Below are 21556 nucleotides of genomic sequence, written 5' to 3' on the forward strand. Positions count from 1 at the left end.
CTCTATTTCCCCTTACAGTACCAGATCGCGATTCAGAACCAGTGCCAGTAACGCCTGGCGAGCGAAAATCCCGTTGCCTGCCTGCTGGAAGTACCAGGCGTGTGGCGTTTTATCAACATCCGTCGCAATCTCATCAACACGCGGCAGCGGATGCAGTACTTTCATATTGGCTTTGGCGTTGTGGAGATCGCTGGCGCGAAGAACAAACTGCGCTTTCACGTTGGCGTACTCGGACGGGTCCAGACGCTCTTTTTGCACGCGGGTCATGTACAGGATGTCAACTTCCGCCATCACTTCTTCAATAGAGCTGTGCAGACTCCATGCGATCCCTTTTTCATCGAGCATATCCAGAATGTATTGCGGCATTGCCAGCGCGTCCGGCGCGATGAAGTAAAAACGGTTGCCGTCGAACTTCGCTAACGCCTGAGTCAGGGAGTGAACGGTGCGGCCATATTTCAGGTCACCAACCATTGCGACGTGGAGATTGTCCAGACGCCCCTGGGTTTCCTGAATAGTGAATAAGTCCAGCAAGGTTTGCGTCGGATGTTGGTTGGAGCCATCACCGGCATTCAGTACCGGTACATTGCCGGAAAACTCGGTGGCCAGGCGCGCCGCACCTTCCTGCGGATGACGCATCACTATCGCATCAACGTAAGTGCTGATAACCGAAATGGTATCGGCCAGCGTTTCGCCCTTTTTACCCAGTGATGTATTGGCGCTGTCGGAAAAGCCCACCACGCTGGCACCCAGGCGGTGCATGGAAGTTTCGAAAGAGAGGCGGGTACGGGTAGAGGCTTCGAAGAAACAGCTGGCAATGACTTTGTGCTTCAACAGCTCTGGTTGCGGGTTTGCTTTCAGTTTCGCCGCTGTCGCCAGCACCAGATTAAGGTCATCGCGACTAAGGTCGTTTATGGAAATGATATGTTTCTGATATAGCGGATTAGCCATCTTTTATCTCCTGACGCCTGGGCAAAAAAAAGCCCCTCGATTGAGGGGCTGGGAATGGGTGATCAACGGGAAGAAAAACGGCAGGCCAGCGTCTTTTTTCAGACGCGGTAAGACAAAATGTCGAACACACTGAACCATACATCCTCCCGGCAAATTGTCCGGCATTATACTCATCGTCAGAAGCGGTGCAAGCATTTGATGCAATATTTTGTCAGCGCAAACGGTTTATTTGAATTATAAGTCAAAATATATGCATTTTTATTTACTGTGATTCTGGAGGGGAACTGTCGTTCGGTATCAATAATTGCAGACATTTCCTGCTTTTTTCTTTTTCACTTTCACGCAATCAGATATGCATTTTATTCCATTCATCCGACTTATAGGGCGGAGTGTGAAAACGAACGGCTAACACTATTGCTTACAGCTCAGGGATGCGTGCTATCACTTTAATTTCAAAATCAAAGCCTGCCAGCCATGTAACGCCCACCGCCGTCCAGGTTGGATAAGGTGGCGCGCTAAATATTTCATTTTTCACCGTCATGATGTCTTCAAATTGTTTTTCTGGATCGGTATGAAAGCTCGTAACATCAATGATATCGTCAAAAGTGCATCCCGCAGCTGCCAGGGTCGCATGCAAATTATCAAATGCCAGTCTGACTTGTTGCTGAAAATCGGGTTCTGGTGTTCCGTCCTCTCGACTTCCTACTTGCCCGGAAACAAACAGCAAATCGCCGGAACGAATAGCCGCAGAATAACGATGTTCTGCATACAGTGAATGTCGGCCAGCAGGGAAAACAGCGGTTCTTTCTACCATTTGGTTATCCTCAAGATTTACGACATGAACAGAAGATTTATATTTACCAGGAGCCGCTTTTAGCGGACGACGTGAGTAAACAAAACCCAGACATCATGGGAAATGGCTGGGCTTAATTGAGCGTAGTCGGTTATGCGCCAAACGCGCCATCAATGGTATGCATCGCGCCGGTAACAAAACTGGCTTCTGGCCCTGCTAACCATGCGACCATACCAGCGACCTCTTCCGGTTGCCCATGTCTTTTGATAGCCATAAAACTATGCAACATATCGCGCATTGGCCCGTTGGCGGGATTAGCGTCGGTATCAATTGGCCCTGGCTGGACGACGTTGATGGTGATCCCACGCGGTCCAAAATCACGGGCCAGCCCGCGCGCCATGCCTTGTAGGGCAGATTTACTGGCGGCATAAGCAGCCATGCCTGCAACAGGCATACGATCGCCATTCACGGAGCCGATGATTAAGATGCGCCCGCCTTCGGGCATCTGCCGGGCGGCTTCAACAGAGGCATGGTAAGGAGCATGAATATTGATTTTGAAAAGGCGATCAATATCGTCGGCATTTAATTCCAGGGCATCGCCAAAGACGCCAATACCTGCATTTACCACCAGGATATCCAATGCGCCGCTCTTACGAACGACATCAATGACAGCGTCTCTGTCAGCACTATCTGTGAATACTGCTGTCGCTCCAGTCTCTTGTGCCAGGTGTTCAGCGGCATCTTTCGACCCCGCATAGGTGAATCGTACATTGGCCCCATCGGTGACGAAACGACGTACGATAGCGGCACCGATACCACGACTGCCACCGAGGGTGAGAACTGTCTTACCTGTAAAAGCGCCCATAAGGACTCCTTGATTTATTATGTAACATGCATTACAAAACTGTTTTAACTTTCTGTCAATAAGTTTTGTAATGGTCACTAAAAAACAATCTCGCGTTCCAGGTCGTCCCAGACGTTTCGCTCCTGAGCAGGCAGTCTCTGCGGCAAAAGTGCTTTTTCACCAAAAAGGTTTCGATGCTGTCAGTGTTGCTGAAGTTACTGATTATCTTGGTATTAACCCCCCGAGCCTCTACGCGGCTTTTGGCAATAAGGCTGGGTTATTTAGCCGTGTACTCAATGAATATGTCGGTACGGAAGCTATTCCGCTTGCCGATATTCTTCGTGATGATCGTCCGGTAGGGGAGTGCCTGGCTGAGGTATTAAAAGAAGCGGCGCGCAGATATAGCCAAAACGGCGGCTGCGCTGGCTGTATGGTTCTTGAAGGCATTCATAGTCATGATCCACAAGCGCGTGATATTGCCGTTCAATATTATCACGCCGCAGAAACGGCCATTTATGACTATATCGCCAGGCGGCATCCACAAAGCGCACAATGTGTGACTGATTTTATGAGTACCGTGATGTCAGGGCTTTCTGCGAAGGCACGAGAGGGGCACTCCCTCGAACAACTCTGTGCAACAGCTGCACTGGCGGGGGGAGCGATAAAAACTATTCTCAAGGAGTGATGCGGGCCTTGACCCGAAAGGCGGGAACGCGCCTGCCGATAAGTTGTGATAAGACAATAATTCACGCGTTAAGGCTAGCGGAATTGATCATCTTTTCGTATAACGATAGAAATGAAACGTTGTTTTAATTAAGGAGTGGAAAAGATGATCATCGGAAATATTCATAATCTTCAGCCGTGGCTACCCCAGGAGTTACGCCAGGCGATTGAGCATATCAAAGCACACGTTACGGTAGAAACGCCAAAGGGCAAGCACGATATCGAAGGCAATCGTCTGTTTTATCTTATCTCGGAAGATATGACCGAGCCGTACGAAGCTCGCCGTGCGGAGTACCATGCCCGCTATCTCGACATTCAGATTGTGTTAAAAGGTCAGGAAGGCATGACCTTCAGCACACAACCGGCAGGTACGCCGGATACCGACTGGTTAGCTGATAAAGACATCGCATTTTTGCCGGAAGGCGTTGATGAGAAAACAGTTATCCTTAATGAAGGTGATTTTGTTGTGTTTTATCCGGGGGAAGTGCATAAACCGCTGTGCGCAGTGGGCGCGCCAGCCCAGGTTCGCAAAGCAGTAGTGAAGATGCTGATGGCGTGATGACTTTTCGCCGTAAATAACTCCAGGTTTACGGCGAGTTTGTGAAAAGAGCGTTTTTTGATATTTTTTTGTGAGTAAAATTTGTAATGCTTAGACGTTCTTATTAACTCAAGGAGTTCGTCATGAGCAAAATATCAGATTTGAATTATTCTCAACACATTACATCAGCCGATAATTTTAAACCAAAAAATGAAGTCTTAAATACCTGGTGTGTGGGAATGAATGATTTTGCCCGTATTGCCGGGGGGCAGGATAGCAGAAGGAATATTCTTTCTCCTGGAGCATTTTTGGAGTTTTTGGCAAAAATATTTACCCTGGGTTATGTGGATTTTAGCAAACGCTCCAACGAAGCGGGTAGAAATATGATGGCTCATATTGAGTCCTCATCTTATATCAAAAATAATGATGGCAGTGAAATAATGAAGTTTGTTATGAATAATCCTGAAGGTGAGCGAGCGGATTCATCTAAGGTGATTATAGAAATTTCACTTTCCACTACTACTATGGGGACTCGTCAAGGACATACAGCCATTATATTTCCACAATCTGATTTTTTGAGTTTTCGTTATGAAGGGAAGTCTTTTGAAAGAAAAGATGATAGTTCATTACACCTGATTACTAACAAGGTTCTGGCGTGTTACCAACGCGAAGCTAACAAGGAAATAGCGCGTCTATTAAATAATCATCAGAAGTTAAATAATCTACAGAAGTTAAATAATCTACAGAAGTTAAATAATATACAGGAGTTAAATAATTCGCAGGAGTTAAATAATTCGCAGGAGTTAAATAATTCGCAGGCGTTAAATAATTCGCAGGAGTTAAATAATCCACAGGAGCTAAATAATTCTCAGGAGTCAAATGATTCGCAGGAGTTAAATAACTCGCAGGTGAGTTGTAAAGGTTCAGTTGATTCTACGATTACGGATTTATTAGAAACAACATTGAATAATGCATTATTAGCAATAAGGAACGAACATCTGCTATTAATGCCTCATGTATGTAATGAATCGATTTCATACTTACTGAGCGAAAATGGTATACTGGAAGAAATAGATAAGCTCTACGAATTAAATGATCACGGAATTGATAATGACAAAGTAGGTAACAATGAAATTAATGAAATCAAAGTTAACCTGTCTCATATTCTTATTGATTCCTTAGATGATGCAAAGGTTAACCTTACACCGGTCATCGATTCGATTCTGGAGACTTTTTCAAAATCCCCATATATTAATGATGTAAGAATACTGGATTGGTGTTTTAATAAAAGTATGCAATATCTTGGTGATTCTGAAAAGATAACGCATGCATGCTCCGTGATGAGTCATATTGATTTTGATTGCAATCAATCTAAAATAGCTGAGGCATTATTTTTCAACCTCAATAAAGAACCCTATAAAAACAGCCCCGAGTTACAGGAATTGATTTGGGAGAAGTTGGTTGTATATGTCAATGATTTTAATTTAAGTAATCAAGAAAAATCGCGCTTAATACTAAGGTTATTTGATGATGTTAAGTTGCTATTTAATGAAGTGCCTGTCAGCATTTTGGTAAATGATATTTTTTTGAAGGTTTTTTTTATGAAGCAACCTGATTTTGCTAAGTGGTATTTCTATCAATTACTTAAAGATTATGAGGGCGAACAGCTGTATCTTAATGAGTTAGGATATGTTTATGGTAATGAAGAAAAAACAAATGAAATTGTAAATAAACTTCCGGGTTATGTCGTTAAGATTTTTGAAGAAAAGATCGATAATGAATTAAAAATTAGAACAAGAATGATGGAAACCCTGCGGGATGGGAAAATCAATATATATGATTATATTAATGAAAAACAGTTAGAAAAATTAAATCCACCGCAAGATTTACGTTCTGCAATAGAAAAAATTGGGTGGAAGAATAGACCTATCACTGCATAAAATAATGTGATGCCGGGATAGTTTTGTATTTCCCGGCATCTTTATAGCGATATCAATTAGTTACTGAGCGTCGCGACCATCACTGCTTTGATGGTATGCATACGGTTTTCCGCCTGATCAAAAACAATGCTGGCGGCAGATTCGAAGACCTCATCAGTCACTTCCATTCCGCCATGTAGGCCAAACTCTTCCGCCATTTTCTTACCAAGCGTCGTCTGGTCGTCATGAAACGCGGGCAGGCAGTGGAGGAATTTGACCTCCGGGTTACCGGTCAACTGCATCATCTTGCTGTTCACCTGATAATCACGCAGTAATGCAATCCGTTCTGCCCATTTCTCTTTTGCTTCCCCCATCGACACCCACACATCGGTATAGATAAAGTCAGCACCTTCAACTCCTTTGGCTACATCTTCCGTCAGCGTAATATTCCCGCCATTTTGCTGTGCCAGGGCGCGGCATTCCGTAACCAGCGCAGCTTCCGGCCAGCATGCCTGTGGCGCGACCAGACGCAAATCCAGACCGGTAAGCGCCGCAGCTTCGAGCATCGAATTGCCCATGTTGTTACGTGCGTCACCTGCATAGACCAGCGTCATTTCGTTGAATGCTTTACCGGGTAAATGCTCCTGCATGGTGAGGAGATCCGCCAGCAACTGCGTGGGGTGAAACTCATTGGTCAGGCCGTTCCATACCGGCACGCCAGCGTAATCCGCCAGTGTTTCGACAATCTCCTGACCATAGCCGCGATACTGAATACCGTCATACATGCGACCCAGCACGCGGGCAGTGTCTTTAATCGACTCTTTATGACCAATCTGGCTGCCGCTTGGGCCGAGATAAGTAACGCGAGCACCCTGGTCATATGCGGCAACTTCGAAAGAGCATCGGGTACGGGTCGAGTCTTTTTCGAAGATGAGCGCGATGTTTTTACCAGTGAGTTTGGCTTCTTCTTTGCCGCTTTTCTTATCGGCTTTCAGCTTCGCGCCTAACTGCAGCAGGCTGTTGAGTTCAGCTGGCGTGAAATCGAGTAATTTCAGGAAATGCTTATGATAAAACCCGGACATAGATCCCTCCTGTGGCTAACGCCTCAATGAATTAAAATTCAATTTATATGGATGATTATTCATTTGCAAGTCTAAAGCATAAATCTTTGTCACAAAGGTGGAGGCAATGTCAGTGGTGTGTGACAATAAGAGTATCGGCAGGACATTAAGAGGAATGAGCCATGGCAAACCCGGAACAACTGGAAGAACAGCGTGAAGAAACACGTTTGATTATTGAAGAATTACTGGAAGATGGCAGCGATCCGGACGCGCTGTATACCATCGAACACCATCTTTCCGCAGACGATCTGGAAACTCTGGAAAAAGCGGCAGTTGAAGCGTTTAAACTCGGTTACGAAGTGACCGATCCAGAAGAGCTGGAAGTTGAAGATGGTGATATCGTGATTTGCTGCGACATCCTCAGCGAGTGCGCGTTGAATGCCGATCTGATCGATGCCCAGGTTGAACAACTGATGACGCTGGCGGAGAAATTTGACGTTGAGTACGACGGTTGGGGCACTTACTTTGAAGATCCCAACGGCGAAGACGGCGACGATGAAGATTTTGTCGATGAAGACGATGACGGTGTTCGCCACTAATTAATTGATTAAAATGCCCGATAGCACACACTAGCGGGCATTTTTTTAGAGTTCGCGCAACATCCGCACTTCACAATCAACATGGCCCGTGCAGCCAAGTGCATAGTCGATATGTTGAAAACCTAAATGTTCATACAAACCAATCGCTTCTTTCAAAAAAGCGGTCGTTTCCAGATAGCAGCGTTTGAAGCCCATTTCTCTTGCCTCCTCCATCGCCTTTAAGGCCAGTTTTTTTGCCAGCCCTTTGCCGCGAATAGCCGGAAGAAAATACATCTTTTGCAGTTCGCAAATGTCCGATTCACTACCTGCTAATGGCGCAATCCCACCGCCGCCGACCACTTCACCCTCGTACTCAACCACCCAATATGCATGACCAGGCTGACTATACACTTGATACAGCTCGTCAAGATTCGGATCGGCGACGGTGTAGCCTTTATCAGCGGTAAGACCGTATTCGGCGGATACCTGACGAATGACGCGGGCGATAGCAGGATTATCCTGCAACGTCAGGCGACGCATTACAGGTGATTGCGGCGCAATGTTATTCATAGTTTAACCCAATAAAAATAAAGTAATTATACATTTGTTTAATACCACTCTCTTCTTACGTGCGCAAGCATCTTATAAAGCAATAAAGTTTTTGCCAGCCTATTACTGATAAGAGTATTGTAACGTGGCAGAACATTTTACTGTCTGTATCTATAAATTATATCAATGGATTTTTTAATTCAGGGAATTTTTATGGCTCAAGTTATTAATGAAATGGATGTTCCGTCCCATTCGTTTGTTTTTCATGGTACAGGTGAGAGATATTTTCTTATTTGTGTGGTGAATGTGTTGTTAACGATTATAACGCTAGGTATCTATTTACCATGGGCATTAATGAAATGTAGGCGTTATCTCTATGCTAATATGGAAGTTAACGGACAACGATTTTCTTATGGAATTACTGGTGGGAATGTTTTTTTTAGTTGTCTTGTTTTTGTTTTTTTCTATTTCGCAATCTTAATGACAGTGTCAGCAGATATGCCGCTTGTTGGCTGTGTTTTGACTTTGTCACTGTTGGTTTTGCTTATATTTATGGCAGTAAAAGGACTGCGTTATCAGGCCTTGATGACTAGTCTCAACGGCGTAAGATTTAGTTTTAATTGCTCTATGAAAGGGTTCTGGTGGGTAACCTTTTTCTTGCCGATTTTAATGGCCATTGGGATGGGGACTGTTTTCTTTATCTCGACAAAGATGCTACATGCCAATAGTTCAAGTAGTGTTATTATATCTGTGGTTCTGATGGCAATAGTTGGTATTGTTTCCATTGGTATTTTTAATGGTACTTTATATAGCCTGGTAATGAGTTTTCTCTGGAGCAATACCAGTTTCGGTATACATCGTTTCAAGGTGAAATTAGATACTGCGTATTGTATAAAATATGCCATCCTCGCATTTTTAGCTTTATTACCTTTTCTCGCTGTTGCTGGTTATATTATCTTCGATCAAATATTAAATGCGTATGATAGTTCTGTGTATGCAAATGATGATATTGAGAATTTACAGCAATTTATGGAAATGCAGCGTAAAATGATAATCGCGCAGTTAATCTATTATTTTGGGATTGCTGTTAGCACCAGTTATTTAACGGTGTCGTTGCGAAATCATTTTATGAGCAACCTGTCACTGAATGATGGGCGTATTCGTTTTCGCTCAACTTTAACATACCACGGTATGCTTTATCGCATGTGTGCGTTGGTGGTGATATCCGGGATTACGGGCGGTCTGGCTTATCCACTGCTGAAAATATGGATGATTGACTGGCAGGCAAAAAATACGTATTTGCTGGGCGATTTGGATGACCTTCCTTTAATCAATAAAGAAGAACAACCAGATAAAGGCTTCTTAGCCAGTATTTCACGGGGAATCATGCCTTCTTTACCATTTCTGTAAGAGATAAAAAAGGCCGGAGCATGCTCCGGCCTTCGTTTTCATCACTGTGTTTTGATTACAGCGCGGCGATAACAGCCTGCTGTTCAATCAGCTTAGCTTTCGCTTCTGCATAGCCTTCCAGCTTCTCACGCTCTTTCGCGATGACCGCTTCCGGTGCGCGGGCGACAAAGCCTTCATTCGCCAGCTTGTTCTCGATACGGCTGATTTCGCCTTCGATCTTCGCCACTTCTTTCGCCAGACGCGCCAGCTCATCTTCTTTGTTGATGAGGCCAGCCATCGGGATCAGCAGCTCTGCGCCGTCGATGATCTTCGTAACGGAAACCGGACCTTTGTCATCGGCAGGCAGCACGGTGATGCTTTCCAGACGCGCCAGGGTTTGCAGGAAGCCACGGTTTTCATTTACGCGACGTTCTGCATCCGCGCTGCAACCACGCAGCAGCAGCTCCAGCGGTTTGCCCGGCGCGATATTCATTTCTGCACGGATGTTACGTACGGCAACGATCGCCTGTTTCAGCCACTCGGTGTCGGCCAGCGCCGCTTCATCAACCTGAGACGCATCATACTGCGGGAACGGCTGCAGCATGATGGTGTCGGCGGTGATACCGCAAAGTACCTTCACACGCTGCCAGATGGTTTCGGTGATGAACGGAATGATCGGATGCGCGAGGCGCAGCAGACCTTCCAGTACAGTCACCAGCGTATGGCGAGTACCACGCAGTTCGGCTTCGGTGCCACCGTTCATTACCGGCTTGGTCAGCTCCAGATACCAGTCACAGAACTGGTTCCAGGTGAATTCATACAGAATGCCAGCGGCGATATCGAAGCGGAAGCTGTCCAGCGCTTCGCGGTACGCTTTGATGGTCTGGTTGAACTCCGCCAGAATCCAGCGGTCCGCCAGCGACAGCGTCATTTCACCGCCGTTGAAGCCGCAATCCTGACCTTCCGTGTTCATCAGCACAAAGCGGCTGGCGTTCCACAGCTTGTTACAGAAGTTACGGTAGCCTTCCAGACGCTTCATATCCCAGTTGATGTCACGACCGGTAGACGCCAGCGCCGCCAGGGTGAAGCGCAGCGCGTCAGTACCGTGCGGCTCAATACCGTTCGGGAACTGCTTCTCGGTGCGCTTACGGATTTTGTCCGCCAGCTGCGGCTGCATCATATTGCCGGTACGTTTTTCCAGCAGTTCTGGCAGCGAAATACCGTCAACCATATCCAGCGGGTCGATAACGTTACCCTTGGATTTGGACATCTTCTGGCCTTCGTCGTCACGAATCAGACCTGTCATGTAAACAGTGTGGAACGGCACCTGCGGTTTGCCATTTTCATCTTTGATGAAGTGCATGGTCATCATGATCATGCGGGCAATCCAGAAGAAGATGATGTCGAAGCCGGATACCATCACGCTGGTTGGGTGGAACTGACGCAGGGCGTCGGTGTTTTCCGGCCAGCCAAGGGTAGAGAAGGTCCACAGCGCAGAAGAGAACCAGGTGTCGAGAACGTCTTCGTCCTGACGCAGGGCAACGTCGGCACCGAGGTTATTTTCCTTGCGCACTTCTTCTTCGTTGCGGCCAACATAAACATTACCCGCTTCGTCATACCATGCCGGGATACGGTGACCCCACCACAGCTGACGAGAGATACACCAGTCCTGAATATCGCGCATCCAGGAGAAATACATGTTTTCGTACTGCTTCGGTACGAACTGAATGTCGCCGTTCTCAACCGCTTCAACCGCCGGTTTCGCCAGTACATCGGCACGCACGTACCACTGGTCGGTCAGCATTGGTTCGATAACTACGCCGCCACGGTCGCCGTAAGGAACGGTCAGGTCGTGCGGTTTAATTTCTTCCAGCAGGCCGAGTGCGTCAACCGCAGCAACGACTGCTTTACGTGCAGCAAAACGCTCCAGTTTCTGGAATTCTGCCGGGATTTCGCTGGAATAAACGTCAGATTCGTTACCTTTGGTATCGAACACCTGGGCGCTTTCACGGATATCGCCGTCAAAGGTCAGGATGTTGATCATCGGCAGCGCGTGACGTTTACCCACTTCATAGTCGTTAAAGTCGTGCGCCGGAGTGATTTTCACGCAGCCGGTGCCTTTTTCCATGTCGGCGTGTTCGTCGCCAACGATCGGAATACGACGGTTAACCAGCGGTAGAATGACATATTTGCCAATCAGGTCTTTGTAACGCGGATCTTCCGGGTTAACGGCCACGCCGGTATCGCCCAACAGGGTTTCCGGACGGGTAGTCGCAACCACCAGATAATCTTTACCGTCTGCGGTTTTCGCGCCGTCAGCCAGCGGATAGCGGATGTGCCACATCGAACCTTTCGATTCGCGGTTTTCCACTTCCAGGTCAGAGATAGCGGTGCGCAGTTTCGGATCCCAGTTTACCAGGCGTTTGCCACGGTAAATCAGGTCTTCTTTATACAGACGAACGAAAACTTCTTTCACCGCATTGGACAGGCCTTCGTCCATCGTGAAGCGTTCACGCTCCCAGTCGACGGAGTTGCCGAGACGGCGCATCTGACGGGTAATCGTGCCGCCGGATTCCGCTTTCCATTCCCAAATTTTGTCGATGAAAGCTTCGCGGCCGTAGTCGTGACGGGTTTTACCTTCTTCTGCGGCAATCTTGCGCTCAACGACCATCTGGGTAGCGATCCCGGCGTGGTCAGTACCGACCTGCCACAGGGTGTTTTTGCCCTGCATGCGCTGATAGCGGATCATGGTATCCATGATGGTTTGCTGGAAGGCGTGACCCATATGCAAACTGCCGGTGACGTTCGGCGGCGGGATCATGATGCAGAAACTTTCCTGGCTTTCATCGCCATTAGGCTTAAAGTAGCCCTGCTTTTCCCAGTGCTCGTAAAGCGGCTGTTCGATATCTTGTGGGTTATATGTCTTTTCCATTATTTCCAGGTTGCCGTATTCAGGTTGAAACCAGCCACGCGGTAGGCTTTATAGCGTTCGCGCGCCAGTTGTTTCAGAGAATCTTCATAAGGGACGAAGTCTACCACTTCTGTGAAAGCGGTGGCAAAATCTGCAAAGCTTGTTCGCAGACTAATCAATATATCGCGCGGGCTGCTGCTGCGCTTTTGCGGCCAGGCGATCTCCACCGGCGCACCGCCGCGCGGTCCTTCTCCCGCTAAATTATGCGGAACAAAGCTTTCTGCCGGACGCGCCCACAGGGCTTCATCCAGCCGGTAAGCCTGCTTTTCATCTTCACAGGCGATGAGCACGCGCTTACCGCTGCGCCAACGTTCTGCGGCAATTTCACACACCAGCTGCTCAACGGCGCTTAAGCCATCGACGGTGGTGTCATTGTCCAGAAGGTAGAACGTTGCGTTTTTCATATATGGGGCTTCTTGTGGTGGATTTAAATACGCATCAGGTATACACCGCAGCGCCTGATGCGACGCTGTTGTGTCTTATCAGGCCTACGAGTTCAGTGCTGTGTGTAGGTCGGATAAGGCGCTCACGCCGCATCCGACAATAACAGCATTGCCTGATGCGACGCTTGGCGTCTTATCAGGCCTACGAGTTCAGTGCTGTGTAGGTCGGATAAGGCGTTCACGCCGCATCCGACAATAACAGCATTGCCTGATGCGACGCTTGCGCGTCTTATCAGGCCTACGAGTTCAGTGCTGTGTAGGTCGGATAAGGCGTTCACGCCGCATCCGGCAATAACAGCCTTGCCTGACGCAATTACTCTTCGCCGTTAAACCCAGCGCGGTTTAACAGGAACTGTGCCAGCAACGCTACCGGACGACCGGTTGCGCCTTTCGCTTTACCAGAACGCCAGGCGGTACCGGCGATATCCAGGTGCGCCCAGTTGTACTTACGGGTAAAGCGCGACAGGAAGCAACCTGCGGTAATCGCCCCACCAGGACGACCGCCAATGTTCGCCATATCGGCAAAATTGGACTCCAGTTGTTCCTGATACTCGTCACCCAGCGGTAAGCGCCATGCGCGGTCACCGGATTGTTCAGACGCGGCAATCAGTTCATGGGCCAGCGGATTATGGTTCGCCATCAGACCAGTAATATGATGACCCAGCGCGATCACGCAGGCACCGGTCAGCGTCGCCACGTCAATCACCGCTTCCGGCTCAAAACGCTCAACGTAAGTTAACACGTCGCACAGTACCAGGCGGCCTTCAGCGTCAGTATTCAGCACTTCAACGGTTTGACCGGACATGGTGGTTAACACATCGCCCGGACGATAGGCTCGTCCGCCAGGCATGTTTTCGCAGCCTGCCAACACGCCGATAACGTTAATCGGCAGTTGTAGCTCCGCGACCATCCGCATCACGCCGTAAACCGCTGCCGCACCGCACATATCGTACTTCATCTCATCCATGCCTTCTGAAGGCTTGATCGAGATACCGCCGGAGTCGAAGGTTAAACCTTTACCCACCAGCACGATTGGGCGTGCATCTTCCGACGCGTTGCCTTTGTACTCAATCACCGACATCAGCGATTCGTTTTGCGAACCCTGACCGACCGCCAGATAGGAATGCATCCCCAGCTCTTTCATCTGCTGTTCGCCAATAACGCGGGTGATAACATTCTTGCTGTAGCTGTCAGCCAGCTGGCGCGCTTGTGAAGCGAGGTAAGCGGCGTTACAGATATTCGGCGGCATATTGCCGAGATCTTTTGCTGCTTTTATCCCGGCGGCAATCGCCAGACCGTGCTGGATCGCGCGCTCACCGCTGGTCAGTTCACGGCGGGTCGGCACGTTGAACACCATTTTACGCAGCGGACGACGCGGTTCGCTCTTGTTCGTTTTCAGCTGATCGAAACTGTAGAGCGTCTCTTTTGCCGTCTCGACAGCCTGACGCACTTTCCAGTAGTTGTTACGGCCTTTAACGTGCAGTTCAGTCAGAAAGCAGACCGCTTCCATTGAGCCAGTATCATTCAGCGTATTAATGGTTTTCTGAATAACCTGCTTGTACTGACGCTCATCCAGCTCACGTTCTTTGCCGCAACCAATAAGGAGAATTCGCTCGGAAAGTACATTCGGAACATGGTGCAGCAACAATGTCTGCCCCGGTTTTCCTTCCAGTTCGCCCCGACGTAGCAGGGCGCTGATGTACCCATCGCTGATTTTATCGAGCTGTTCTGCAATCGGAGAAAGGCGACGTGGTTCGAAGACGCCCACGACGATGCAGGCACTCCGCTGTTTCTCCGGGCTACCGCTTTTTACACTAAACTCCATGCACTACGCTCCTGAATCTTAAAGACAACGGCGGTGGCTACAGATAGAATTGCAAGCTTTCGTAACTCATGTCCGCTGTTGCGATGACTTCGTGTTAATCTTAACGTTATTACGGCATTGGCACGTCAGAACAAAATCTGAGAGGTGAATCCGTTGAGTATAATTATCTTAGCGACGATTTCGACGACTCAAGAGAATAAATGACGTTTAAGCCATGAAACAAGCTAAAATCCTGCAAAAGACGAGTTTTTACGGGCGTATTTAAAGTGATAATCATAAGATATCTGGTGCGGGAGACGCTCAAAAGCCAGCTGGCGATACTCTTCATCTTGCTTTTGATCTTCTTCTGTCAAAAGTTAGTGAGGATCCTCGGCGCAGCGGTTGACGGCGATATTCCGGCGAATCTGGTGCTCTCCCTTCTCGGGTTGGGCGTGCCGGAAATGGCGCAGCTTATCCTGCCATTAAGCCTGTTCCTCGGGCTGCTGATGACGCTGGGCAAACTGTATACCGAAAGTGAAATTACGGTAATGCATGCCTGCGGCCTGAGCAAAGCGGTTCTGGTGAAAGCGGCAATGATCCTTGCGGTATTCACGGCAATCGTCGCGGCGGTTAACGTGATGTGGGCGGGACCGTGGTCATCGCGTCATCAGGATGAAGTGTTAGCAGAAGCGAAAGCGAACCCTGGCATGGCGGCGCTGGCGCAAGGGCAATTCCAGCAAGCGACTAATGGCAGCTCGGTGCTGTTCATCGAAAGCGTTGACGGCAGCGATTTCAAAGATGTGTTCCTCGCACAAATTCGACCAAAAGGTAATGCACGTCCTTCTGTGGTGGTGGCCGATTCCGGACATTTAACCCAGCTGCGCGACGGCTCCCAGGTCGTCACTCTCAACCAGGGAACGCGCTTCGAAGGCACTGCATTGTTACGTGATTTCCGCATTACGGACTTCCAGGATTATCAGGCGATCATTGGTCACCAGGCGGTGGCGCTCGACCCGAACGATACCGACCAGATGGACATGCGCACATTGTGGAACACTGACACCGATCGTGCTCGCGCAGAACTGAACTGGCGTATCACGTTGGTATTCACCGTGTTTATGATGGCACTTATGGTCGTACCGCTGAGCGTGGTTAACCCACGTCAGGGACGCGTACTGTCGATGCTGCCAGCCATGCTGCTGTATCTACTTTTCTTCCTGATCCAGACCTCCCTGAAATCGAACGGCGGTAAAGGTAAGCTGGACCCGACGCTGTGGATGTGGACCGTTAACCTGATTTATCTGGCTTTGGCGATTGTTCTCAACCTTTGGGACACCGTGCCGGTCCGCCGCCTGCGCGCCAGTTTTTCGCGTAAAGGAGCGGTGTGATGCAACCTTTTGGCGTACTTGACCGCTATATCGGTAAAACTATTTTCACAACCATCATGATGACGCTGTTCATGCTGGTGTCGCTGTCGGGCATTATCAAGTTTGTCGATCAGTTGAAAAAAGCCGGGCAGGGGAGTTACGACGCGTTAGGCGCAGGAATGTATACCTTGCTGAGCGTGCCGAAAGATGTGCAAATATTCTTCCCGATGGCGGCTCTGCTTGGGGCGTTGCTTGGTCTTGGGATGCTGGCGCAGCGCAGCGAACTGGTGGTGATGCAGGCTTCTGGTTTTACCCGTATGCAGGTGGCGCTGTCGGTGATGAAAACCGCCATTCCGCTGGTCTTGCTGACGATGGCGATTGGCGAATGGGTTGCGCCGCAGGGCGAACAGATGGCGCGTAACTACCGTGCGCAGGCGATGTACGGCGGCTCGTTGCTCTCTACCCAGCAAGGCTTATGGGCGAAAGATGGCAACAACTTCGTCTACATTGAGCGGGTTAAAGGTGACGAAGAGTTAGGTGGCATCAGCATTTATGCCTTTAACGAGAATCGTCGTCTGCAATCCGTACGCTATGCCGCTACTGCGAAGTTTGACCCGGAACATAAAGTCTGGCGTCTGTCGCAGGTTGATGAATCTGATCTGACCAATCCGAAACAGATTACCGGTTCGCAGACGGTGAGCGGCACCTGGAAAACCAACCTCACACCGGACAAACTGGGCGTGGTGGCGCTGGACCCGGATGCACTCTCCATCAGTGGTTTGCACAACTACGTGAAGTATCTGAAGTCGAGCGGTCAGGATGCCGGACGTTATCAGCTCAACATGTGGAGCAAAATCTTCCAGCCGCTATCCGTGGCGGTGATGATGCTGATGGCGCTGTCGTTCATCTTTGGCCCACTGCGTAGCGTACCGATGGGCGTGCGTGTGGTCACCGGTATCAGCTTCGGTTTTGTCTTCTACGTACTGGACCAGATCTTCGGTCCGCTGACGTTGGTTTACGGCATCCCGCCGATCATTGGCGCACTGTTGCCAAGCGCCAGCTTCTTCTTAATCAGCCTGTGGCTGTTAATGAGAAAATCGTAACCAAATGAACGAATAAAGGGAGCGAAAGCTCCCTTTATTATTGTTAGCAAAGTGTGCTTCGTTCATTCCTGAAAAATAATTAAAATTCAATATATTGCAGTGGGGTGGGCATGATAAGACGCGCCAGCGTCGCATCAGGCAAAGACAAATCTCGCCTGACTTACCTTCTTCTCCCCCCCAGCAAACTCCCCAACATCCCGCGTACAATCTGATTCGTCACTTGGCGAGCGGCGCTTTTGGCCATTGTTTGCACCACACCATCTTTCTTCCCGCCGCGTGGTCCGGTAGTGCCGAACAAAATATCCTTCAATCCACCAAGAATGCCGTCATCTACCGCTACCTCTTTCCCTTTCGCGGGGGGATTATTTTGCTGCTCGGTACTGGCCTGAAAGCCTTTTTGCAACATCTCATAGGCGGATTCCCGGTCCACGTCATCCTCGTACTTGCCATACACCGGAGAGTGATTAATCAAGCCATTGCGCTCATCTTCCGTCACCGGTCCCATCCGCGAACAAGGCGCAATCACCATCGCCCGTTCCACCACAGAAGGACTTCCTTTTGCATCGAGAAACGAGATCAACGCTTCGCCCGTCCCCAGTTCCTGGATTGCCTTTTCGATATCAAACGCCGGATTAGCCCGCATGGTTTGCGCCGCTGCCTTCACTGCTTTCTGATCTTTTGGCGTAAAAGCCCGCAAAGCGTGCTGAACGCGATTACCGAGCTGGCCGAGCACATTATCTGGAATATCAGACGGGTTTTGCGAAACGAACCAGACGCCCACGCCTTTTGAGCGAATAAGCCTTATCACCTGCTCAATCTTATCCAGCAGTACCTGCGGTGCATCGTTAAACAGCAGATGTGCTTCGTCGAAGAAAAACACCAGTTTTGGCTTCTCCAGATCGCCCGCTTCCGGCAATTGTTCATACAACTCTGAAATCATCCACAGCAGGCTGGCGGCGTACAGTTTCGGCATCTGATAAAGCTTCTCGGCGCTGAGGATATTAATAACGCCTTTACCGTTGGCATCGGTGCGCATCCAGTCTTTGATATCCAGCATCGGCTCACCAAAGAAGTGTGCTGCGCCTTGCTGTTCCAGCGACAACAGCCCGCGCTGGATGGCACCAACCGATGCGCTACTGATATTACCGTACTGATTCTGGAAAGATTTGGCGTTATCGCCGATGTACTGGGTAATTGCCCGTAGATCTTTAAAGTCGAGCAGTAACAGCCCCTGATCGTCAGCAATGCGGAAAATGATATTCAGCACGCCAGATTGCACATCGTTGAGATTCAACAGCCGCGCCAGCAACAGCGGCCCCAGATCCGAGACCGTCGCCCGCACCGGATGGCCTTTCTCGCCAAAGATATCCCACACCACCACCGGATTGGCATGCGGTTGCCAGTCATTGACGCCGATATTTTTAAGCCTTGTGAGCAGTTTTTCCGACGCCGTTCCTGCCTGCGCGATACCGGTCAGATCGCCTTTCACATCAGCCATAAACACCGGCACGCCGATTTCCGACAATGACTCTGCCAGTTTTTGCAGCGTAACGGTTTTACCCGTCCCCGTTGCGCCAGTAATCAGTCCGTGACGGTTAGCCATAGCGGGTAGTAAAAACAGTTCTGTGTCCGGCGTACGGGCAATTAACAGGGGTTCGCTCATGAGATTTCCTCCAGTTTCCTGCCTGGAGTATAGGCAACGGCTGCGCACTCTTCACCGCTAAATTCAGCAGATTGCGAGACGCCTTCCAAAGAGATTTAAGTGCCGGGCGACAGGCACCCGGCAAAGAGATCAGAAGTCAGCTTTCAGAACCACGCGGTAACGCGCCTTACCGTCGCGCACATGCTGGATGGCGTCGTTAATTTTCGACATCGGGAACAGTTCGGTAGTCGGCGCAACCTTGCTGCGGGCGGCAAAGCGCATCAGCTTACGCAACTCATAAGGTGTACCGGTAGCAGAGCCAGAGACACTGCGATCGCCCGCAATCAGCGTAAAGGCCGGAACCGGCAACGGCGTGAGAACCGCACCGACTGTATGGAAATTACCGCCATAGGTCAGCGCCTCAAAATAAGGCTGCCAGTCGAGGCTGACGTTCACAGTATTGATAATGAGATCAAACTGCCCCGACAGGGCTTTCAGTGCCTGCGGATCGCGGCTATTCACCACTTTATCGGCACCCATCGCCAGTACTTCCTGCTCTTTCGCCGGATTAGAACTAAAGGCCGTCACCTCGCATCCCATTGCGTGCAGAAGTTTTATAGCGATATGCCCCAGCCCGCCAATACCAATTACCCCAACGCGGCTGGTAGCAGTGATATGGTGCATCAACAGTGGTTTAAAGACCGTGATACCGCCGCACAACAGCGGCCCGGCGGACTCGATATCAATATTTTCTGGCAGTGGAATCACCCATTGCCAGTCCGCACGTAACTTCTCGGCAAAGCCACCGCGATTCATAATCGTCGGCACCGCACCTTGCTCGCAGTTGATCTGATTACCGCTAATACAGGCGTCGCAGTGACCACAGCTACGCGCCGTCCAGCCAATCCCGACACGCTGACCGACCTGCAAACCTTTATCCTGCGCGGCGCTCCCGAGTGCCACCACGCGCCCAATCACCTCATGCCCGGCAACCAGCGGATATTGTGAAAATCCCCATTCGTTATCGATCATCGACAGATCGGAATGGCAGATCCCGCAGTAATCCACCTGCACTTCAACATCTTATGGCTTCAGTTCACCGGGATCGTACTCATAAACTTCCAATTCGCCGCCTGCTTCTTTTGCGGCATAGCTTTTTATCATCGACATTTTTTGGTCCTTCTCTGGTGTTGTCTGGGAAGTGTAGAGCATGGCAGGGCGGGGTGCCTGGAGTGTGACAAAGGTTACACATCGCTGTATGCAATGCTGAAAATTTCAGCACTTAGCGAGGTGCGAGCAAGCTGGCGCTTGCATGGTGGCGTGCGACAGGTATAATCCACAACGTTTTCCGCATACCTCTTCAGTGCCGAAGTGGCGAAATCGGTAGACGCAGTTGATTCAAAATCAACCGTAGAAATACGTGCCGGTTCGAGTCCGGCCTTCGGCACCAAAAGTATGTAAATAGACCTCAACTGAGGTCTTTTTTTATGCCTGAAATCCAGTGTTTATCTACCTTTCCCGCTATATTAACTCTCTCAAGGTCAACCGATATCAACGTACATCTACCAACATATGTTGGTACAGATGATGGTATTTCCGGTTCGATAATGCTTGTACCAACAGGGAGGGAATACGCATGGCATTAACAGATATCAAAGTCAGAGCAGCCAAGCCAACGGATAAGCAATATAAGCTGACTGATGGTGGCGGTATGCATCTGCTTGTCCATCCAAATGGTTCTAAGTACTGGCGTTTGCAGTACCGTTATGAGGGAAAGCAAAAAATGCTGGCACTTGGGGTTTATCCTGAAATCACACTAGCGGATGCCAGAGTACGTCGTGACGAGGCGCGTAAGCTGCTTGCGAATGGCGTCGATCCGGGAGACAAAAAGAAAAATGATAAGGTTGAACAGAGTAAAGCACGAACCTTTAAAGAAGTCGCGATTGAGTGGCATGGCACCAATAAAAAGTGGTCTGAAGATCACGCCCATCGTGTGCTAAAAAGTCTGGAAGATAATCTTTTTGCAGCGCTTGGTGAACGTAATATCGCTGAGTTAAAAACTCGAGATTTATTAGCACCCATTAAGGCCGTAGAAATGTCTGGACGTCTTGAAGTGGCCGCTCGTCTTCAGCAGCGCACTACAGCCATCATGCGCTATGCAGTGCAAAGTGGGTTAATTGATTATAACCCGGCACAAGAGATGGCTGGGGCGGTTGCTTCCTGTAATCGACAACATCGTCCCGCGCTTGAATTAAAGCGCATCCCTGAGTTGCTTACAAAAATAGATAGCTATACTGGTAGGCCGCTAACCCGATGGGCGACAGAACTCTCTTTGCTGATCTTTATTCGGTCCAGTGAGCTGCGTTTTGCTCGTTGGTCAGAGATCGATTTCGAAGCGTCTATATGGACTATCCCACCGGAGCGGGAGCCTATTCCTGGAGTGAAACATTCCCATAGAGGCTCAAAAATGCGTACAACGCATCTAGTGCCTCTTTCAACGCAAGCTCTTGCAATTTTAAAGCAGATAAAACAGTTTTGTGGGGCCCATGACTTGATATTTATTGGTGATCACGATTCGCACAAACCCATGAGTGAGAATACGGTAAATAGTGCGTTACGGGTCATGGGGTATGATACAAAAGTAGAGGTTTGTGGTCATGGCTTTCGAACAATGGCCTGTAGTTCATTGGTCGAATCAGGTTTGTGGTCTCGTGATGCTGTTGAACGTCAGATGAGCCACATGGAGCGAAATTCAGTGAGGGCCGCGTATATCCATAAAGCAGAGCATCTGGAAGAACGCCGCTTGATGCTACAATGGTGGGCCGATTTTCTGGATGCAAACAGAGAAAAATTTATCAGTCCATTTGAATATGCAAAGATTAAT

The 21556-nt window shown here is 49.2% G+C and carries 19 protein-coding genes, 1 tRNA gene and 1 pseudogene; 10 read left to right on the top strand and 11 right to left on the bottom strand.

Going from position 1 to position 21556, the window contains the following annotated elements:
* Nucleotides 1–12 precede the first annotated feature (12 nt).
* From pyrB to bdcA, 4 genes are all read right to left on the bottom strand, one after another.
* Entirely contained in the window at nucleotides 13–948 is a 936-nt protein-coding gene (gene pyrB, locus ACJHW7_RS21565) for an aspartate carbamoyltransferase (protein WP_000013046.1), read from the bottom strand.
* Between the two features lie 3 nt (nucleotides 949–951).
* Entirely contained in the window at nucleotides 952–1086 is a 135-nt protein-coding gene (gene pyrL, locus ACJHW7_RS21570) for a pyr operon leader peptide (protein WP_001296693.1), read from the bottom strand.
* 280 nt (nucleotides 1087–1366) lie between these two features.
* Nucleotides 1367–1762 carry a RidA family protein gene (locus tag ACJHW7_RS21575; RefSeq protein WP_000230277.1) on the bottom strand — a complete coding sequence of 132 codons (396 nt, stop codon included), beginning with the start codon at nucleotides 1760–1762 and terminating at the stop codon, nucleotides 1367–1369.
* 130 nt (nucleotides 1763–1892) lie between these two features.
* Nucleotides 1893–2606, bottom strand: a complete 714-nt coding sequence (bdcA, locus tag ACJHW7_RS21580) for an SDR family oxidoreductase (protein ID WP_021557475.1) — start codon at nucleotides 2604–2606, stop codon at nucleotides 1893–1895.
* A 70-nt stretch (nucleotides 2607–2676) separates the two neighbouring features.
* On the opposite strand from bdcA, the gene ACJHW7_RS21585 reads away from it, so the two are divergent.
* The 3 genes from ACJHW7_RS21585 to ACJHW7_RS21595 all read left to right on the top strand — a co-directional run bounded on the left by ACJHW7_RS21585 (nucleotide 2677) and on the right by ACJHW7_RS21595 (nucleotide 5786).
* Nucleotides 2677–3270, top strand: a complete 594-nt coding sequence (locus ACJHW7_RS21585; protein WP_001545166.1) for a TetR/AcrR family transcriptional regulator — start codon at nucleotides 2677–2679, stop codon at nucleotides 3268–3270.
* A gap of 144 nt (nucleotides 3271–3414) precedes the next feature.
* On the top strand, nucleotides 3415–3867 hold the full coding sequence (tabA, locus tag ACJHW7_RS21590; protein WP_001308227.1) for a toxin-antitoxin biofilm protein TabA: 453 nt from the start codon (nucleotides 3415–3417) through the stop codon (nucleotides 3865–3867).
* Between the two features lie 122 nt (nucleotides 3868–3989).
* On the top strand, nucleotides 3990–5786 hold the full coding sequence (locus ACJHW7_RS21595; protein ID WP_021557476.1) for a hypothetical protein: 1797 nt from the start codon (nucleotides 3990–3992) through the stop codon (nucleotides 5784–5786).
* Between the two features lie 56 nt (nucleotides 5787–5842).
* Here the strand turns inward: ACJHW7_RS21595 and argF are convergent, their stop codons facing one another.
* Nucleotides 5843–6847 (bottom strand): ornithine carbamoyltransferase, encoded by a 1005-nt coding sequence (gene argF, locus ACJHW7_RS21600; protein WP_040234452.1) that lies wholly within the window; start codon nucleotides 6845–6847, stop codon nucleotides 5843–5845.
* Nucleotides 6848–7008: 161 nt separating this feature from the next.
* Here argF and rraB point away from each other — a divergent pair, with 161 nt between their 5' ends.
* On the top strand, nucleotides 7009–7425 hold the full coding sequence (gene rraB, locus ACJHW7_RS21605; protein WP_000002953.1) for a ribonuclease E inhibitor RraB: 417 nt from the start codon (nucleotides 7009–7011) through the stop codon (nucleotides 7423–7425).
* Nucleotides 7426–7470: 45 nt separating this feature from the next.
* On the opposite strand, the gene ACJHW7_RS21610 is transcribed toward rraB, so the two are convergent.
* Nucleotides 7471–7974, bottom strand: coding sequence for a GNAT family N-acetyltransferase (locus ACJHW7_RS21610; protein WP_001059397.1), 504 nt, complete (start codon nucleotides 7972–7974; stop codon nucleotides 7471–7473).
* A 192-nt stretch (nucleotides 7975–8166) separates the two neighbouring features.
* Between ACJHW7_RS21610 and ACJHW7_RS21615 the strand changes: the two genes are divergently transcribed.
* On the top strand, nucleotides 8167–9363 hold the full coding sequence (locus tag ACJHW7_RS21615) for a YjgN family protein (protein WP_021557478.1): 1197 nt from the start codon (nucleotides 8167–8169) through the stop codon (nucleotides 9361–9363).
* 55 nt (nucleotides 9364–9418) lie between these two features.
* On the opposite strand, the gene valS is transcribed toward ACJHW7_RS21615, so the two are convergent.
* From valS to pepA, 3 genes are all read right to left on the bottom strand, one after another.
* Nucleotides 9419–12274, bottom strand: a complete 2856-nt coding sequence (gene valS, locus ACJHW7_RS21620; RefSeq protein WP_000416407.1) for a valine--tRNA ligase — start codon at nucleotides 12272–12274, stop codon at nucleotides 9419–9421.
* The gene (gene holC, locus ACJHW7_RS21625; protein WP_000786399.1) at nucleotides 12274–12717 is read right to left on the bottom strand and encodes a DNA polymerase III subunit chi; all 444 of its coding nucleotides are present in this window, start codon (nucleotides 12715–12717) and stop codon (nucleotides 12274–12276) included. The genes valS and holC overlap by 1 nt, the downstream gene beginning before the upstream one ends.
* A 352-nt stretch (nucleotides 12718–13069) precedes the next feature.
* A complete protein-coding gene (gene pepA, locus ACJHW7_RS21630) occupies nucleotides 13070–14581 on the bottom strand; it encodes a leucyl aminopeptidase (protein WP_000397144.1) in 1512 nt (503 codons plus the stop codon).
* Nucleotides 14582–14734: 153 nt separating this feature from the next.
* Between pepA and ytgA the strand changes: the two genes are divergently transcribed.
* From ytgA to lptG, 3 genes are all read left to right on the top strand, one after another.
* On the top strand, nucleotides 14735–14785 hold the full coding sequence (gene ytgA / locus ACJHW7_RS21635; RefSeq protein ID WP_211180521.1) for a protein YtgA: 51 nt from the start codon (nucleotides 14735–14737) through the stop codon (nucleotides 14783–14785).
* A 62-nt stretch (nucleotides 14786–14847) separates the two neighbouring features.
* Entirely contained in the window at nucleotides 14848–15948 is a 1101-nt protein-coding gene (gene lptF / locus ACJHW7_RS21640) for an LPS export ABC transporter permease LptF (protein WP_000584114.1), read from the top strand.
* Nucleotides 15948–17030, top strand: a complete 1083-nt coding sequence (gene lptG, locus ACJHW7_RS21645; protein ID WP_001295681.1) for an LPS export ABC transporter permease LptG — start codon at nucleotides 15948–15950, stop codon at nucleotides 17028–17030. Before lptF ends, lptG begins: the two co-directional genes overlap by 1 nt.
* Nucleotides 17031–17190: 160 nt before the next feature.
* Here lptG and ACJHW7_RS21650 read toward each other — a convergent pair whose 3' ends face one another.
* Nucleotides 17191–18693: a helicase HerA-like C-terminal domain-containing protein gene (locus ACJHW7_RS21650; RefSeq protein WP_021557479.1), complete on the bottom strand. Its 1503-nt coding sequence runs from the start codon at nucleotides 18691–18693 to the stop codon at nucleotides 17191–17193.
* 129 nt (nucleotides 18694–18822) lie between these two features.
* Nucleotides 18823–19842, bottom strand: a pseudogene (gene ahr / locus ACJHW7_RS21655) (NADPH-dependent aldehyde reductase Ahr).
* Nucleotides 19843–20037: 195 nt separating this feature from the next.
* Between ahr and ACJHW7_RS21660 the strand changes: the two are divergent.
* Nucleotides 20038–20122: transfer RNA gene (locus ACJHW7_RS21660), tRNA-Leu, on the top strand.
* Between the two features lie 186 nt (nucleotides 20123–20308).
* Nucleotides 20309–21556, top strand: a 1248-nt coding sequence (locus tag ACJHW7_RS21665; protein WP_410233578.1) for a tyrosine-type recombinase/integrase, incomplete at its 3' end; no start/stop codon positions are given.

The organism is Escherichia sp. WS1152 (assembly GCF_046487665.1).
GTDB lineage: Bacteria > Pseudomonadota > Gammaproteobacteria > Enterobacterales > Enterobacteriaceae > Escherichia > Escherichia coli.

Coding starts and splice junctions, on each gene's coding strand:
- ACJHW7_RS21585 (WP_001545166.1), top strand. CDS start 2,677: ATGGTCACTAAAAAACAATCTCGCGTTCCAGGTCGTCCCAGACGTTTC.
- pepA (WP_000397144.1), bottom strand. CDS start 14,581: ATGGAGTTTAGTGTAAAAAGCGGTAGCCCGGAGAAACAGCGGAGTGCC.
- tabA (WP_001308227.1), top strand. CDS start 3,415: ATGATCATCGGAAATATTCATAATCTTCAGCCGTGGCTACCCCAGGAG.
- ACJHW7_RS21595 (WP_021557476.1), top strand. CDS start 3,990: ATGAGCAAAATATCAGATTTGAATTATTCTCAACACATTACATCAGCC.
- ACJHW7_RS21650 (WP_021557479.1), bottom strand. CDS start 18,693: ATGAGCGAACCCCTGTTAATTGCCCGTACGCCGGACACAGAACTGTTT.
- argF (WP_040234452.1), bottom strand. CDS start 6,847: ATGTCCGGGTTTTATCATAAGCATTTCCTGAAATTACTCGATTTCACG.
- holC (WP_000786399.1), bottom strand. CDS start 12,717: ATGAAAAACGCAACGTTCTACCTTCTGGACAATGACACCACCGTCGAT.
- ACJHW7_RS21610 (WP_001059397.1), bottom strand. CDS start 7,974: ATGAATAACATTGCGCCGCAATCACCTGTAATGCGTCGCCTGACGTTG.
- ACJHW7_RS21575 (WP_000230277.1), bottom strand. CDS start 1,762: ATGGTAGAAAGAACCGCTGTTTTCCCTGCTGGCCGACATTCACTGTAT.
- lptG (WP_001295681.1), top strand. CDS start 15,948: ATGCAACCTTTTGGCGTACTTGACCGCTATATCGGTAAAACTATTTTC.
- rraB (WP_000002953.1), top strand. CDS start 7,009: ATGGCAAACCCGGAACAACTGGAAGAACAGCGTGAAGAAACACGTTTG.
- ACJHW7_RS21615 (WP_021557478.1), top strand. CDS start 8,167: ATGGCTCAAGTTATTAATGAAATGGATGTTCCGTCCCATTCGTTTGTT.
- valS (WP_000416407.1), bottom strand. CDS start 12,274: ATGGAAAAGACATATAACCCACAAGATATCGAACAGCCGCTTTACGAG.
- bdcA (WP_021557475.1), bottom strand. CDS start 2,606: ATGGGCGCTTTTACAGGTAAGACAGTTCTCACCCTCGGTGGCAGTCGT.
- pyrL (WP_001296693.1), bottom strand. CDS start 1,086: ATGGTTCAGTGTGTTCGACATTTTGTCTTACCGCGTCTGAAAAAAGAC.
- pyrB (WP_000013046.1), bottom strand. CDS start 948: ATGGCTAATCCGCTATATCAGAAACATATCATTTCCATAAACGACCTT.